This is a genomic window from Mycobacterium sp. Root135 (genome assembly GCF_001426545.1).
In the GTDB taxonomy this organism is placed as follows: Bacteria; Actinomycetota; Actinomycetes; order Mycobacteriales; family Mycobacteriaceae; genus Mycobacterium.
Window position 1 is genome coordinate 112,504 of the sequence record NZ_LMEZ01000005.1, and the last position, 13,881, is coordinate 126,384.

Here is a 13,881-nt window from a genome sequence, read left to right on the forward strand (position 1 = left end):
CCATCGAGCCGTTCACAGGAGCAACACCATGCAACTCATCGAATGTCCTTGGTGCGGAACGCGCGAGGAGACCGAATTCCACTACGGCGGGGAGGCACACGTCGCCTACCCCGAGGACCCGCAGGCGCTGACCGACGAGGAATGGGCACGCTACGTGTTCTTCCGCACCAACCCGAAGGGGCTCTTCGCCGAACGCTGGAGCCACAGCGCGGGTTGCCGCCGGTGGTTCAACGCCGTCCGCGACACCGCCACCTACGAGTTCCACAGCGTGTACCGACCTGACGAGCAGAGGCCGACCAGTTCATGAATGCACCGTTCCGCACCGCCGAGGGCGGTCGCGTCGACCGCACCACCACCCACACCTTCGTCTTCAACGACCGGGAGCTGACCGGCCACGCCGGTGACACGCTCGCATCGGCGTTGCTGGCCAACGGCGTTCACCAGGTGACCACCAGCATCAAGCTGGGGCGGCCACGGGGCTTCACCGCCGCGTGGGCCGAGGACACCGGCGGCCTCGTTCAGATGGAGCACCCGTTCCCCGAGCCCATGCTGTTGGCCACTACCGTCGAGTTGTTCGACGGGCTTGCCGCACGGGGCATTCCGGGGCAGGGGCGCCTCGCCGAGATCGCCGACACCGCGAAGTACGACGCGACGCACGTCCACACCGACGTGCTGATCGTCGGAGCGGGTCCGTCCGGCCTGGCCGCCGCACTGACCGCCGCCAGGACAGGAGCGCGGGTCGTACTGCTCGACGAACAGAGCGAAGCGGGCGGCGCACTGCTCGGCAGCACCGACACGATCGACGGCAAGCCCGCGCTGGAGTGGGTCGCCGACGCAGTGTCCGAGCTGGCCACGTTCCCGGACGTCTTGCACCTGCAGCGCACCACCGCATTCGGGCACTACGACGACGGCTTCGTGCTGGCGTTGCAACGGCGTACCGATCACCTGGGCGGCGACGCACCGGTGGCGGTGAGCCGTCAGCGGGTGTGGCGAATCCGGGCTCGCCGGATCGTGGTCGCCACGGGCGCGCACGAGCGTCCGATCGTGTTCACCGACAACGACCGGCCCGGCATCATGTTGGCCAACGGTGCCCGCACCTTCCTGCACCGCTACGGCGTCAAGGTCGGCGAGCAGGCCATGGTGTTCACCACCAACGACAGCGCCTACCTCACCGCGTTCGACCTGCAGGACGCAGGCGTGCGGATCACTGCAGTGGTCGACGCGCGGACGGATCTGTCACCAGATCTGGTCGAGGAGTGCGCGTCTCGCAACATTGCGGTGCACCTCGGTTCGGTGGTCAGCGGCACCCGAGGCGATGCGCGCATCACCCACGCCACCGTCTCGCGTCCGCCAGCAGACGACGCGGCCCCCGTCGTGGTGCCGTGCGACGTGCTCCTGGTGAGCGGCGGCTGGAATCCGGCGGTGCACCTGTACAGCCAGGCCCGCGGGAAGCTGCGCTACGACGAAACGCTCGGCGCCTTCGTGCCAGGCGAAGCCCTCGACGGAGTCGACGTCGCGGGGTCGGCGACTGGCGTCTTCGACCTGCCGGGATGCCTGCGCAGTGGTCGCGAGGCCGTCGAATCAGCCCTGGCGTCAATCGGATTCGACGCTGCGGCCGACACACATCCCGGTGAAGCCGATCCCGTTCGCACCCCGGGTGCGGGCGTGGTGCTGTGGTACGTCCGCGATCCCGCCACCGCGACCCGGCAGTTCGTCGACGTCCAGCGCGACGCCACGGTCGCCGACCTCGTCAGGGCGGTGGGTGCCGGCATGCGCTCGATGGAGCACATCAAGCGCTACACCACCATTGGAACCGCACACGACCAGGGCAAGACCTCCGGTGTCGTCGCCTCCGGCATCACCGCCGACCTGCTCGGCAGCCGGCCAGAGGACATGGGTGTCACCACCTTCCGACCGCCGTACACGCCGGTCGCGTTCGCCGCGCTGGCCGGCCGCAGCCGGGGGCACATGTTCGACCCGGAGCGGGTCACCGCGGTGCACGACTGGCACGTGGCCCGCGGTGCGGTGTTCGAGGACGTCGGGCAATGGAAGCGCCCGCGGTACTACCCCCAGGGCGACGAGGATATGGACACCGCCGTCCTACGCGAATGCGCCGCCACCCGAACGGGAGTCGGAATTCTCGACGGGTCCACCCTCGGCAAGATCGACGTCCAGGGTCCGGATGCCGGCGAGTTCCTCGACATGCTCTACACGAACCTGATGAGCAGCCTGAAGGTCGGGATGATCCGCTACGGCGTCATGTGCGGCGCCGACGGCATGGTCATCGACGACGGCACCGTGATGCGCCTCGCCGACGACCGCTTCCAGGTGTTCACCACCACCGGTGGCGCCGCCCACATCCTCGATTGGATGGAGGAGTGGCTGCAGACCGAATGGCCACACCTGCGGGTTCGGATGACCTCGGTGACCGAGCAGTGGCACACCTTCCCTGTCGTCGGCCCGAAGTCCCGGGACGTCGTCGGCGCGGTGTTCTCCGATCTCGACGTCAGCAATGACGCGTTCCCGTTCATGGCGTGGCGGGACACCACCCTCGGCGGAGCGCACGTCCGGGTCGGTCGGGTCAGCTTCTCCGGAGAGCTCGCCTACGAGGTCAACGTGATGGGTTGGTACGCAACCGCGGTGTGGGAGAAGCTGATCGACGCCGGCGAGCGCCACGGGATCACCCCCTACGGCACCGAGACGATGCACGTGCTCCGCGCCGAAAAGGGTTACCCCATCATCGGCCAGGACACCGACGGCACCATCACCCCGCAGGATCTGGGGATGAATTGGGTGGTGTCGAAGAAGAAGGTCGACTTCATCGGCAAGCGTTCCTTCTCCCGCAGCGAGAACCTCAACCCACTCCGCAAGCAATTCGTCGGGCTGCTGCCCATCGACGCCGAGACGGTGCTGCCCGAGGGTGCGCAGATCATCGAACCCACCGCGAACGGTGAGCTGCCTCCGCCACCCGTGCCGATGCTCGGACACGTCACGTCGAGCTACCGGAGCGCCGAGTTGGGGCGTCCGTTCGCCCTGGCCCTTGTCAAGGGTGGCCATGCCCGCATCGGCGACACCCTGAGTGTCCCGGTCAACGGAACCCTGGTGCCGGTGGAGGTCACCGGTTCCGTCCTCGTCGATCCCGAAGGAGCCCGCCGTGATGGCTAAGGCGAGCGAAGCGACGGGGAATGTCGCTGACAGCCTCACCCGAAGGAGCCCCCTGGAGGGCTTCGCCAGCCGGTTCGCTCAGTTGCCGGATTCCGCTGGTGTGCAAGAGGAACCGTTCGTCGCGATGGTCGACCTGTGGGTCGACCCGGCTGGTGCCGGCGCCGCCGCGGCCGCGGCAGTGCTCGGAGTCGAGGCGTTGCCCACCACCGCGTCGACGACGGCCACGGCACCGGATGTGACGGTGATCTGGTTCGGTCCCGACGAGTGGTTGGTCACCTCGACGGCTCTGGAGCCCGAGGAGTTGGAGTCGCGGTTGCGTGACGCGGTGGTCGAGCACGGCGGAGCGGCGGTCGACGTGTCGGCGCAGCGCACCACGGTTCGGCTTCGCGGAGAACACGCCCGCGACGTCCTCGCGAAGGGCTGCTCGGTCGACCTGCACCCCACGGTGTTCGGCCCCGGTGCCGCCGTCCAGACGATGCTTGGGCAGGCCGCTGTCGTACTGATGCCGTTGAGCGACAACGGGTCCGACTACCGGATCCTGGTGCGGTCGTCGTTCGCACGCTACCTCGCGGAATGGCTGGTCGACGGCGCCGAGGAGTACGGCGTCGACTGGTAACGCGGAACGCGCCGGGTCGTCAGACCCGGCGCGCGAGGTGCCGGTCAGTGCCCCCTGGCGATCCATTCGGCGAGGTGAGGCGCCTCCGCGCCGATGGTGGTGTGGTCCCCGTGGCCGGTGTGGACGCGGGTCTCGTCGGGTAACGTGAACAGGGAGTCGCGGATGGAGTCGACGATGGTGGGAAAGTCGCTGTAGGACCGACCGGTGGCGCCGGGGCCACCGTTGAACAACGTGTCACCGGAGAAGAGCGCGCCCGCCTCGGGAAGATAGAGGCAGACCGATCCCGGCGAGTGACCCGGCGTGTGAAGCACCTGAAGCTCGGTGCCCGCGACTCCGATGCGCTGCCCGGCGTCGAGGTTCCAGTACTTCTCGTCGGGATGTGTTGCCTGCCAGAGCATGTCGTCACCGGGGTGCAGCAGCACCGGAGCGTGCACGGCCTCGGCCAATTGTGGCGCGACGGTCACGTGGTCGTCGTGGCCGTGGGTGACGACGACGGCCACCACGTTGCGCCCCGCGACCGCCGCGACGATCTGGTCCGCGGTGTGCGCGGCGTCGACTATGACCACCTCGTCGTCGTCACCGATGACCCACACGTTGTTGTCGACGTCCCAGGTTCCCCCGTCGAGACTGAACGTCCCCGAGGTGACGACCCTGTCGATCCGCAGGTCGCCGCTCACAGGACGACGACCGACCGGAGTACCGCGCCGGCGTGCATGGTGTGGAAGGCGTCCTCGATCTCGTCGAGCTTGATCCGCTCGGAGACGAAGCGCTCCAGCGGCAGGCGGCCCTGCTGGTAGAGGTCCACCAGCATCGGAAAATCGCGTTCCGGCAGGCAGTCTCCGTACCACGACGACTTCAACGAGCCTCCGCGAGAAAAGAAGTCGACCAGCGGCATCTCGAGTTGCATGTCTGGGGTGGGCACGCCGACCAGGACCACGGTGCCGGCGAGGTCACGGGCATAGAAGGCCTGGCGCCACGTCTCGGGGCGACCGACGGCGTCGATGACGACGTCGGCGCCGAACCCGCCGGTGAGCGCTTGCACGGCCTCGACGGTGTCCTCCTCGGTGGCGTTGACGGTGTGGGTGGCGCCGAGTTCGCGGGCCCACTCGAGCTTGCGGGAGTCGCGGTCGACGGCGATGATCGTGCCGGCTCCCGCGAGGCGTGCGCCCATGATGGCGGCATCTCCGACGCCACCGCATCCGATGACGGCGACCGAGTCACCGCGCGAGACGTTGCCCGTGTTGACCGCGGCACCGAGGCCCGCCATCACGCCGCAGCCAAGCAGACCGACGACGGCCGGATCGGCATCGGGGTCGACCTTGGTGCACTGCCCTTCGTGGACGAGGGTCTTGTCGGCGAATGCGCCGATGCCCAGCGCCGGGGTGAGCTCGGTGCCGTCGTCCAGGGTCATCTTCTGGGCGGCGTTGTGGGTGTTGAAGCAGTACTGCGGGCGACCTCGCTTGCAGGCGCGGCATTGTCCGCAGACCGCGCGCCAGTTCAGGATGACGAAGTCGCCGACGGCGACGGATTCGACTCCGGCGCCGACTTCGTCCACGATTCCGGCGGCCTCGTGGCCGAGCAGGAATGGGAACTCGTCGTTGATGCCGCCCTCGCGGTAGGTCAGGTCGGTGTGGCATACGCCGCAGGCCTGGATCTTCACGACGACCTCGCCGGGTCCGGGGTCGGGGATGGTGATCGTCGTAACTTCGACCGGTGCACCCTTCGAGCGGGCGATCACACCTCGAGCCTGTTGCGGCATGGGGTAGCTCCTTTTTGGCGAGACGGTGGCTGACTAGCGACGATTGTGCTGTATTAGTAAGTTCGTGTCTAGTATATCAATTGCACTCTTGAGTCACGGCCAGGCTGTCCGACCACCCGCAGCCCGACTTTGAGATACTCGGGGACGTGGAAATCCTCTGGCAGCAGAGCCATACCGACCGTCTACGGGCAGTACGAGTGGGCTGGGACGGAGCCGAAGTAGGAGCGCCGTGTTTCCCGCCGGACTGGGAATCCGAACCCGACGACGTCCACCTGTTGCGCATCGCGGCGGAACACGGCACCTGCCCGTCGGGGGCGTATCCGTACCGCAGGCCCCCCGCACACTTCGAGTACTCGTCCTTCGTCGAGACGTTCGACGACGAAGGCACCTTCGACTTCACCGATCGGCATCGACGCTTGCTGGCGAAGACGAACTGGCGACTGTCCGAGCCCTACGACGACGAAGAGATTCCCGGCGCCGACCCCAAACGCCCCTACGGCGACTTCACCTTCTATCAGCTGGAGATGGCACTACACCTCGGCCTGATCCCGGCGAAGAAGCCGGCGGACTATGACCCGATGACGCCGGAGATCGTCGAGGCCATGACCTCTTTGCACGGCGAGATGCAACCGGCGCTGCAGGTGTTCCTCGAGCACTTCGAGATCCCCAACGGACGGCTGTTCACCGGAAACGACTGGGGCGGATGGGAAGCGGCCTAACCAAGCCGTCCCCTTGGCAGGTGTCCGCAAACCTGAAGATGAGCGTTGAGCAGTGGGGCGGAAGCGGCGCCAGAGCCCCAGATTGGACTAGACCGACGTAGGCGCGTCCCTTGCCGACAGCTCCGCGCCAGCACGGCCCTCGACGAGGAGGGGCACGAAGTCGCGGATCGGACTCTCGTCGAAAGATGCGTACGCACTTCGTATTACAGCCAAAATGTCTTCTGCCGCCAGCTCGGAATGTCGACTACTCAGGCGTTCGTGCACGTACAGCAACGCCTCCTGCTCGCTCCCTCCCGGACTGCCAGCCATCCTGACCGACAACGGTCGAAGCTCTCGGTCGGGGAGTGCGAGTGCCCGCCTCTGAGCGAATTGGGGACGGGTCCAATCCTCCTGTGTCACTTCGGTTTCAAGCGTCACAGATCCGGATTTCTTGTCGGCGGGTCGCACTAGTGTTCGAGTATGAGTTCGGATCGGGTCACCGCAGCAGTTGCGGCGTACCAGGCCGCCACGGCCGAACTCCTGGAGCGCTCCTTCGACGAGTTCACCCACCTCGAACTGCTGGAGCTGCTGGGTGAACTGGAAACCGTCACCTGGCAGCTGCCGGCGGTTGGGCATCGGGTGATCGCCCGGTTGCAACGTGAAGCCTCCGCCGTCGAGCTGGGCGCCAAGTCGCTGAAAAGCGTGTTATTGCAGCGGTTGCCGATCTCGGGCAAGGACGCCAAGCGCCGGTTGGCCGACGCCAAGGAGCTGGGGCCGAGGACTGCGCTCAACGGTGAACCGCTGGATCCGCTGCTGGCCCCGACCGCGACGGCACAGGGCAACGGTGCGATCGGTCCGGAGCACGTCACCGAGATCCGGTCCTTCCTGGACAAGCTCCCGGCTCGGGTCGACCCCGAGGTGCGGGAACTCTCGGAGAAGACGTTGGTGGTCGTCGGGTCCAGCACCGGGCCGGACGAGGTGCGCAAGGCCGCGGAGAAGTTGGCCGCCGCGATCGACCAGGACGGACCCGAACCCGACGACCGGGACCGGGCCCGCAAACGGGGCGTGACGATCGGGCCGCAGCAAGCCGACGGGATGAGCCGCATCACCGGACTGCTCGATCCCGAAGCACGGGCCACGCTGGAACCGGGCCTGTCCAAACTGTCCGCCCCCGGGATGTGCAACCCCGACGACTGCGAACCCTGCACCTCGGGGACACCGTCACAGGAGCAGATCGACTCCGACACCCGCAACCACGGGCAACGCACCCATGACGCGCTGATTGCGATTGCCCGTACCGCGTTGAGCTCCGGCGAGTTGGGTCAGCACAACGGCTTGCCGGTCACGGTCATCGTGACCACCACCCTGCAAGACCTGGAAGCCGCCCGCGGCAGTGGTGTCACCGGCGGAGGATCACTGCTCCCGATGGCAGACGTGATCCGGATCGCCTCCCACGCCCACCACTACCTCGCGGTGTTCGACAAGCACACCAACCAAGCCCTCTACCTCGGCCGCACCAAACGCCTCGCCTCAGTCGGTCAGCGGATCTCCACGCCCGCGACCGCGGGTGCACCAAACCCGGGTGCACCGTCCCCGGCTACGGCACCCAGGTGCATCACACCAACGGCTGGGCCAAGAACAACGGACAAACCGACATCGACGAAGTGGTGTTCGCCTGCGGCGGAGACAACCGCCTCGCCGAAGAAGGCTGGACAGTGCAGATCCGCAGTGGCGTCGTCGAATGGATCCCTCCATCACCCATCGACGTCGGCCAAGCCCGCGTCAACTACCTCCACCACCCGGAACGGTTACTCGCCGAACCGGGCCCGTGACGGTGAGGGTTCCGGGTTGGCTGTGCACCAACCACTTTCACGCGCGGTTACGCACCGTGCGGGGTGCAAGGCGGTCAGGTCACCACCGCCCGCAGAGCCCGCCTCAGCCCCCGCGCGCCGTCAACGCCCGCGTCACGGTCTCGACCCAGAAGCGCGGGTCGGTGGTCCAGATATTGTGGTCGGCGCCGGGAAGTTCCTCGAAACTGCCGCCGGGCACCAGCGCGGCGAGTTGCCGCAACGGCCACGACGGGCGAATGTCGTTCTCCGCGGCGATGAACGACATGGGAACGGTGGAGTCGGCGAGGCGCCGGAACAGGTCGGGCTGGTGGATCCACTGCACGAACGAGTCGTTGAGCGCGGCGTGAACCGCTGGCACCCAGTCGATCACGACGTCGTCCTCGAGGTGCCGCGCCGCTTCGTACACCTGCGACCACGTGCGGTCCTTGTGCAATCCATGGCCGGCGATCCCGACCACCAGTTTCACCCGGTCGGGATGATCCAGCGCATACCGCACCGCAAGGTCCGATCCCCAGGAGTGGCCGAGAACGCTCCAATCGTCAACGCCTGCATACCTTCGCACCGCCTCGAGGTCGGTGACGGCCTGTCCGAGGTCGTGCGGCCCACCCTCGGAACGTCCCACTCCCCTTGGCTCCGGGTACCACGCCCGCATCCCACGCGGCGCGAGATCGTCGTCCTCGAGGTAGTGGACACACCCTGGCCCACCGGAGAGGACCACGACGTCCGGGCCGGCTCCGGTGACGCCCACGTGCAACAGGGTTCCGTCGTCGGCCGGGACCGTCGTCGACCGCATCTCACGTGCCTCCGCCCGCCGAGTCGTCCTGCTCCGGTTCGTCGATGGTAGCCAGAGCGGACGGATGCAGCAGCTGCGACTGCAGCGAGGCTCTGCTCGCGTTCGTGAACCGTGGCAGGAAATCCACTCGATCTTCCTGCCAGAGCTCACGAACGCGGAGATGTCGGCGAGACCTACTTCGTGAGGTGGCTAGTCGTAGATGACGTCGAGCCCGCGACGCCTCAGCTCGGCCAGACCGTCGCGCATGGCGTGAAGTTGCTCCTTGGAGTGGCCCTGCCAGTCGGTCAGTTCGCCGACGATTCGCACGGGTTCGCGGGTGCGGTAGGAGAGCGTCGGGTTGCCCGGCAGCTTCTTGTCGGTCACGTTCGGGTCGTCCTCGACTGCGCCTTCGGGTTCCACAAGGTAGACGCGACACCTGCCGTCCCCCTTGGCGAATTCCGCTCCCCACACCGCGGCATCCAGCGTCTTGGTCACGTACACGTGGTTCATGACGCGCCCCTCTTCGTAATTGGAGTACCGCCCCGGAACCAGCAGATCACCGACCTCGAGGTCTGCCCTGGTGCCGTGAAGGAACGCACCAGACTCGTGTCGCTCAAAGGGTTTTGGTGAACTCGGCACGACGACTCCCCGCTCTCGGCTACGTTGCGGCAAGATTGTGCCGCCTCATGGGGGTCTTGCCGCAAGCCCCCTACCCCGCCATATAGTGAAAGGGGCAGGGGCGCTAAGTGATCGTGGCGTTGCCACCATTGCGTTTTGCATCGAACATCGCGCGGTCGGCGGACGCGATGCAGCTGTCGATCAACGCGACGCCATTCGATCCTGGCTCTGTGAAACTGGCAAGGCTGATACTCGTCACCCCCACGCTTGCGGTGATCTCGTGCGGGGCAGGTGCAGCGATGGCCTTCCTGATCCGGTCGAAGTCCCACCGATCCTCGACGCCGCGGTCGGCGAGGTCGACGACGACGAATTCTTCGCCACCCACACGGGCGACCAATGCGCTGCCGCGAACCGCCGACTTGATTCGTCGCGCACTGCGGATCAGGACCTCGTCGCCGACGTGGTGGCCGAAGGTGTCGTTGACGTCCTTGAAGCGGTCCAGGTCGACCACCACAACGACCACCTCGGTGCACCCCGGCGGGGTGTCGCGCAAGAGGTCCTCGACGTGAAGGGACAGCCCACGCCGGTTGAGCAGACCGGTCAGCGGGTCGGTGACCGACTCGTGGGCGTCCTTCCGCATCGCCCAGATTCCCAGTTGGACACCCAGCGGGCTGAAAACCAACGGCGCGATCGCTGCGACCGCACTCAGGGTGAACGACACGGTGGGGAAGGCGGTACTTTCACTGATCTGCATCGCGTACACCGCGGACGACAGAAGCACCCAGAATGCGTGTCCGGCAAGAACCTTTGGTCCGTCGAAGAACATCAGGTACACCGAGATCATCGCGAAAGCGTTGAACCCGAACAGGCCGGCTAGCCAGCTCGCGTCGACCTGCATCATCGCGGCTATCCCGATGTCCGCCGTCACGGCGAAGGCCAGGGACTTCGCGCGCGACGGCCACGCTCGGAAGCACCACGACAGTCCCCAGAAGATCTGCAAGAGCCCGAACAGCGCCACGACGATCTGAGAGGCAAGGGTCCCGACGAACGGCAGGATCAGCGTCAGGGTGACGATGCCGTGCATGCCAGTGCCGAGCCCGATCAGGGTCTGGATGGCACGCGCCATCGAACGCTTGCCGAAGTACTCGACCTGAGCGCAGTAGTCCACCGGCTCGCGCCACCACTGCTGGACAAAACCGTTGAATGCCTCGACGCTCTTCGAATACACCAGCAATCGCATACTCACCATGGCTACCCCCGCGTTGGCCCGTTTCCGGCCGCCCGTCCAGCGGCGCAGCAGTCAGCTAGTCGAGGGTAGTCGGTCAGGCCGATGCGCGAGGCGCCCCGGTGGCAAACGGGACGGGGGCCACACTCCATGTCGTCTCGTTTCGGCCGTCGCGCCTCGGGTATCTGCGCTCGATGAGTCATCTTCGCAACGACCCTCACGGGCGCGGGGTCGAGACCGCAGGTCTCCTGCCGCCGATAGTTCACGACCATCCGCTGCAGGCGACGGGTCGGCGCCTACTGGCCGTCGACCAGCTCGACGAACGGCGGGTCGCCGAGGTGAGCACTCCTGAGCACGGCGTCCTGGCCGTCGGCCTGACCCCGGACGGCGCGCCGTTCGCCCTCAGCAACCTGTGCCGCCACCAATTCGCGAAATTGGGGCGAGGTCGGGTCACCGACGACGGCTGTCTGCAATGCCCCTGGCACCGGGCTGATTACGACGTCACCGACGGCACCATGAGGTCGGGCCCGAAGGGCCGCATCTTCGGATTCAAGCCGTACTCGTGGGCCATCAAGACGTTCGGTAACGTCGCGCCGCTTCGCACGTTCACCGTCGAGGTCCGGGACGGCGCCATTTGGCTCGCGGAAGGCTTTAACTGATGCGCATCGTGATCACAGGAGCGAGCGGCAACGTCGGAACCGCTCTCCTTCGCGCGCTGCCCGCCGAACACGACGTCATCGGCGTGGTGCGTCGGCCGCCGTCGGCTCAGGGCGTCTACCAGCGGGTCGACTGGCGCAGCCTGGACCTCACCGATTCGGACGCAATCTCCAAGTTGCGCAACGTATTCGACGGAGCTGACGTCGTCGTCCACCTGGCCTGGGGTTTCCAGCCCACCCACGACGTCGACTATCTCAACCGCCTCGGCGTCGGAGGGACGTCGGCAGTGCTGCAGGCGGCTCACACCAGCGGCGTCGGTCAACTGGTCCACATGTCGTCGGTCGGCACGTATGCCGGGGGCCGCTACGGCAAGCGGGTCGACGAATCGTGGCGGACCACCGGCATCGACACCTCCCCGTACAGCCGCGACAAGTCGGCGGCCGAGACGATCCTCGACGAGTACGAGGGGCGGCTCGGCAGCGCAGCCATCCCGATCGCACGCATGCGTCCCGGCTTCATCCTCCAGCGCGCCGCCGCCAGTGGCCTCATGCGTTACGGCCTGCCGGGATACGGTCCGATGCAACTGGTTCCGTGGCTGCCGATTCTGCCGCTGGACAGGAAGCTCTGCATCCCTCTGGTCCACGCCGACGACGTCGCGGCCGCCATCGTGCTCGCCGTCGAACGCCGTGCGACGGGACCATTCAACCTGGCAGCTGAACCCCCGATGGGACGGGACGACGTCGCCGCCGTGCTGGGTGCGCGGGCGGTCCACGTTCCGTCCGGCCTGCTCGGCGCCCTGGTGAACCTGACATGGCGGACCCGGCTGCAACACGTCGACCGGGGATGGCTCGATCTGGCGTTCAGCGTCCCGCTGCTCGACTGCTCGCGTGCGCGCACGGAACTCGAATGGGCGCCGAAGTGGACCGCACAGGAGGCGCTGGCCGATCTGCTGGAGGGGATCGCGCAGCGTGCACACACCACCAGCCCATCGCTTCGGCCGCGCTCGCTAATCGACCTCCTGCGTCGCGACCTCACCGAGGGGCTGATCTCGTCGCGCCGGTTGCCTTAGAGCCCAATCGCGATCGGCGACTGAGGCGCACCTCCATGCAGGAGCGACCTCAACAGGTCCGGCAGGGCCCTTGGCGAGAATCGCACTCCGGTACCGTAGGCCGCCTCGATCTCCGACAGGGTCCACCACCGCAGGTCCACGATGCCCTCCCGTTCGGGATGGCCCGCAGCCCCCGCGGCGACGCCGCTTGCCGGCTCGAAGTGGTTGACGTGGATCAGGAAGTAGTGGTTGACGACGCCCTGGTCGCCGTCGGCGCGCATCTCGGGGAACACGGCGGTCTGTATCCAAACCGGCTGCGGGACATGGTCGGAGGTGAGGACCAGCCCGGTCTCCTCGTGCAGTTCACGCGCCAGCGCCTCGAGGCGACCCTCGCCCGCCTCAATCCCTCCGCCTGGGCCGACCCACACGGTGCCCGCGGCCCCAATCCTGTGCTCGGCCAGGAGAATCCGCTCACCGGTCAGCACGAGGCCTCGGCAGGACTGGCGGAACGGCAAGTCGGACATCGACGACGACGTTAGCGGGTCGGGATCCGTCAGCCCCTTGGCCACGCACGCTACCGTCGGCCTCTGACTACGTCTTGGCCGAGGATCGCGGCGATGTCCGCCGAACGCGGAGCGAAGACGTCGAGAAGCCCGACGGCGCGCACCGCCGGCGCCAGGGCCAGAAGCTCGTGTTCGAGCGGTTCGCGGCCGACGTCGTCCTGCTCTAGAAGCGCGAGCTTCTTGGCGTTGGCGACGAACGCGGCCACGGTGCCCTTGCGGACGTCGAGTCCGCCGAACGTCGTCGCCTCCACGCCGTCTGCGAGCACGTCCTCCGGACGGATCGGGGTGGTGTCACTCATGTTGACCTCCTCGTCTATGCGTGCATTTTGCACACATACCAAGTTAGCGTCGATGCGTGCAGAAGTCACGTAACCTTTTGAAGGTGACCGCCTCTTCGCCCGGGGACCGGGTTGCCGACCAGCTGGGCCGACTGTTGCTCCGCAGCACACGGCAGCACCTCTACCAGCGACTCGTTGACGGGGTCGACGGACTGGACGTCACGACGTACCCCGTGTTGTCCGGGCTTGGGCGTCTCGGCCCGACGACCGCCACCCATCTCGCCTCGGTCATCGGGGTGGACCGCTCTGCCACCACCCGCTACGCCAGCAAGCTCGAAGCCAGTGGGCTGGTCCACCGCACGGTCGACCCCGGCGACGCCCGTGCCACGCGGCTCGCGCTGACACCTGCCGGCACGACCGCCCTCGCGGCCACGCGACGTGCGCTGGGTTCGGCGATGGACGACGTCTTGTCCGGGTGGCCAGCCGGGGAGGCGGCGGCCTTCGCGGCAGCACTCGAGCGGTTCACCGACGGTATTGAAGGCAGGTCGGGCGCCGCGGACCGTTAACGTACGCAACACCCGCCCGACACCACGCCCCCGACCGCAGTTGGCCGTCGCGTCGCCCAGACGCCG

Annotated in this window: 15 protein-coding genes and 1 pseudogene; 8 read left to right on the top strand and 8 right to left on the bottom strand. The window is 67.2% G+C overall.

From position 1 onward, the window contains the following. Positions 1-28 precede the first annotated feature (28 nt). From ASD37_RS11700 to ASD37_RS11710, 3 genes are read left to right on the top strand one after another with little or no spacing between them, the layout of a single operon-like run. Complete coding sequence (locus ASD37_RS11700; protein WP_056551168.1) at positions 29-307, top strand: sarcosine oxidase subunit delta; 279 nt, start codon at positions 29-31, stop codon at positions 305-307. Next, a complete protein-coding gene (locus ASD37_RS11705) occupies positions 304-3,165 on the top strand; it encodes a glycine cleavage T C-terminal barrel domain-containing protein (protein WP_056551169.1) in 2,862 nt (953 codons plus the stop codon). Before ASD37_RS11700 ends, ASD37_RS11705 begins: the two co-directional genes overlap by 4 nt. Beyond that, on the top strand, positions 3,158-3,781 hold the full coding sequence (locus tag ASD37_RS11710; protein WP_056551170.1) for a sarcosine oxidase subunit gamma: 624 nt from the start codon (positions 3,158-3,160) through the stop codon (positions 3,779-3,781). The genes ASD37_RS11705 and ASD37_RS11710 overlap by 8 nt, the downstream gene beginning before the upstream one ends. 44 nt (positions 3,782-3,825) lie before the next feature. Here the strand turns inward: ASD37_RS11710 and ASD37_RS11715 are convergent, their stop codons facing one another. After that, positions 3,826-4,458, bottom strand: a complete 633-nt coding sequence (locus ASD37_RS11715; protein WP_056551171.1) for an MBL fold metallo-hydrolase — start codon at positions 4,456-4,458, stop codon at positions 3,826-3,828. Next, positions 4,455-5,540, bottom strand: coding sequence for an S-(hydroxymethyl)mycothiol dehydrogenase (locus ASD37_RS11720; RefSeq protein WP_056551172.1), 1,086 nt, complete (start codon positions 5,538-5,540; stop codon positions 4,455-4,457). Before ASD37_RS11720 ends, ASD37_RS11715 begins: the two co-directional genes overlap by 4 nt. Before the next feature lie 146 nt (positions 5,541-5,686). On the opposite strand from ASD37_RS11720, the gene ASD37_RS11725 reads away from it, so the two are divergent. Further along, positions 5,687-6,259 carry a hypothetical protein gene (locus ASD37_RS11725; protein ID WP_056551173.1) on the top strand — a complete coding sequence of 191 codons (573 nt, stop codon included), beginning with the start codon at positions 5,687-5,689 and terminating at the stop codon, positions 6,257-6,259. Between the two features lie 87 nt (positions 6,260-6,346). On the opposite strand, the gene ASD37_RS32700 is transcribed toward ASD37_RS11725, so the two are convergent. Beyond that, entirely contained in the window at positions 6,347-6,568 is a 222-nt protein-coding gene (locus tag ASD37_RS32700) for a three-helix bundle dimerization domain-containing protein (protein WP_056551174.1), read from the bottom strand. A 150-nt stretch (positions 6,569-6,718) separates the two neighbouring features. On the opposite strand from ASD37_RS32700, the pseudogene ASD37_RS11735 reads away from it, so the two are divergent. Continuing rightward, positions 6,719-8,070, top strand: a pseudogene (locus ASD37_RS11735) (HNH endonuclease signature motif containing protein). Between the two features lie 103 nt (positions 8,071-8,173). Here the strand turns inward: ASD37_RS11735 and ASD37_RS11740 are convergent. The 3 genes from ASD37_RS11740 to ASD37_RS11750 all read right to left on the bottom strand — a co-directional run bounded on the left by ASD37_RS11740 (position 8,174) and on the right by ASD37_RS11750 (position 10,718). Next, a complete protein-coding gene (locus ASD37_RS11740) occupies positions 8,174-8,881 on the bottom strand; it encodes an alpha/beta fold hydrolase (protein WP_056551175.1) in 708 nt (235 codons plus the stop codon). 189 nt (positions 8,882-9,070) lie between these two features. Further along, positions 9,071-9,499: an NAD(+)--rifampin ADP-ribosyltransferase gene (arr, locus tag ASD37_RS11745; protein ID WP_056551176.1), complete on the bottom strand. Its 429-nt coding sequence runs from the start codon at positions 9,497-9,499 to the stop codon at positions 9,071-9,073. Between the two features lie 103 nt (positions 9,500-9,602). Beyond that, the gene (locus ASD37_RS11750) at positions 9,603-10,718 is read right to left on the bottom strand and encodes a GGDEF domain-containing protein (RefSeq protein ID WP_056551177.1); all 1,116 of its coding nucleotides are present in this window, start codon (positions 10,716-10,718) and stop codon (positions 9,603-9,605) included. Between the two features lie 179 nt (positions 10,719-10,897). On the opposite strand from ASD37_RS11750, the gene ASD37_RS11755 reads away from it, so the two are divergent. Both ASD37_RS11755 and ASD37_RS11760 read left to right on the top strand, forming a co-directional pair. Then, positions 10,898-11,362, top strand: coding sequence for a Rieske 2Fe-2S domain-containing protein (locus ASD37_RS11755; RefSeq protein ID WP_056551178.1), 465 nt, complete (start codon positions 10,898-10,900; stop codon positions 11,360-11,362). Continuing rightward, entirely contained in the window at positions 11,362-12,429 is a 1,068-nt protein-coding gene (locus tag ASD37_RS11760) for an NAD-dependent epimerase/dehydratase family protein (RefSeq protein WP_056551179.1), read from the top strand. Before ASD37_RS11755 ends, ASD37_RS11760 begins: the two co-directional genes overlap by 1 nt. On the opposite strand, the gene ASD37_RS11765 is transcribed toward ASD37_RS11760, so the two are convergent. Further along, on the bottom strand, positions 12,426-12,932 hold the full coding sequence (locus tag ASD37_RS11765) for an NUDIX domain-containing protein (RefSeq protein ID WP_056553058.1): 507 nt from the start codon (positions 12,930-12,932) through the stop codon (positions 12,426-12,428). The genes ASD37_RS11760 and ASD37_RS11765 overlap by 4 nt on opposite strands. A 50-nt stretch (positions 12,933-12,982) precedes the next feature. Next, the gene (locus ASD37_RS11770) at positions 12,983-13,270 is read right to left on the bottom strand and encodes a hypothetical protein (protein ID WP_056553061.1); all 288 of its coding nucleotides are present in this window, start codon (positions 13,268-13,270) and stop codon (positions 12,983-12,985) included. An 83-nt stretch (positions 13,271-13,353) separates the two neighbouring features. Between ASD37_RS11770 and ASD37_RS11775 the strand changes: the two genes are divergently transcribed. Then, positions 13,354-13,815, top strand: a complete 462-nt coding sequence (locus ASD37_RS11775) for a MarR family winged helix-turn-helix transcriptional regulator (RefSeq protein ID WP_056553062.1) — start codon at positions 13,354-13,356, stop codon at positions 13,813-13,815. The last annotated feature ends 66 nt before the right edge of the window (positions 13,816-13,881 follow it).

Excerpts from the sequence above, each read along its gene's own strand:
- ASD37_RS11710 (WP_056551170.1), top strand. The coding sequence starts at position 3,158 with ATGGCTAAGGCGAGCGAAGCGACGGGGAATGTCGCTGACAGCCTCACC.
- ASD37_RS11770 (WP_056553061.1), bottom strand. The coding sequence starts at position 13,270 with ATGAGTGACACCACCCCGATCCGTCCGGAGGACGTGCTCGCAGACGGC.
- ASD37_RS11750 (WP_056551177.1), bottom strand. The coding sequence starts at position 10,718 with ATGCGATTGCTGGTGTATTCGAAGAGCGTCGAGGCATTCAACGGTTTT.
- ASD37_RS11740 (WP_056551175.1), bottom strand. The coding sequence starts at position 8,881 with ATGCGGTCGACGACGGTCCCGGCCGACGACGGAACCCTGTTGCACGTG.
- ASD37_RS11760 (WP_056551179.1), top strand. The coding sequence starts at position 11,362 with ATGCGCATCGTGATCACAGGAGCGAGCGGCAACGTCGGAACCGCTCTC.
- ASD37_RS11720 (WP_056551172.1), bottom strand. The coding sequence starts at position 5,540 with ATGCCGCAACAGGCTCGAGGTGTGATCGCCCGCTCGAAGGGTGCACCG.
- ASD37_RS32700 (WP_056551174.1), bottom strand. The coding sequence starts at position 6,568 with ATGGCTGGCAGTCCGGGAGGGAGCGAGCAGGAGGCGTTGCTGTACGTG.
- ASD37_RS11765 (WP_056553058.1), bottom strand. The coding sequence starts at position 12,932 with ATGTCCGACTTGCCGTTCCGCCAGTCCTGCCGAGGCCTCGTGCTGACC.
- ASD37_RS11755 (WP_056551178.1), top strand. The coding sequence starts at position 10,898 with ATGAGTCATCTTCGCAACGACCCTCACGGGCGCGGGGTCGAGACCGCA.
- ASD37_RS11700 (WP_056551168.1), top strand. The coding sequence starts at position 29 with ATGCAACTCATCGAATGTCCTTGGTGCGGAACGCGCGAGGAGACCGAA.
- ASD37_RS11705 (WP_056551169.1), top strand. The coding sequence starts at position 304 with ATGAATGCACCGTTCCGCACCGCCGAGGGCGGTCGCGTCGACCGCACC.